This is a genomic window from Spirulina sp. CCY15215, from assembly GCF_016888125.1.
In the GTDB taxonomy this organism is placed as follows: Bacteria; Cyanobacteriota; Cyanobacteriia; order Cyanobacteriales; family Spirulinaceae; genus CCY15215.
Genome location: NZ_JACSWA010000541.1, coordinates 1 through 207 on the forward strand (window position 1 = coordinate 1; position 207 = coordinate 207).

A 207-nucleotide genomic window follows, 5' to 3' on the forward strand; every position below is an offset into this window, starting at 1 on the left:
TTTGTTTAGCTTTTTTAGCAATCTTCATCCTACGTCGATTGCGACGGTCTATGTCTCTAGCCGGATTGATAAATTTCCGTGCTTTTACAGTACCGTCAGCACCAACTATGGCTGCTGTTGCTGCATTGTTAATCCCTAAATCTACGCTACAAACATATTCTGATTCCTCTCTTTCGACTTTTTTAACCTTTACAGGCATGGAAAGTT

Annotated in this window: 1 pseudogene; it reads right to left on the bottom strand. The window is 40.1% G+C overall.

What is annotated here, in order from left to right:
- Window positions 1-207: pseudogene (locus JUI58_RS18915) on the bottom strand (IS200/IS605 family accessory protein TnpB-related protein); the annotation flags it as partial.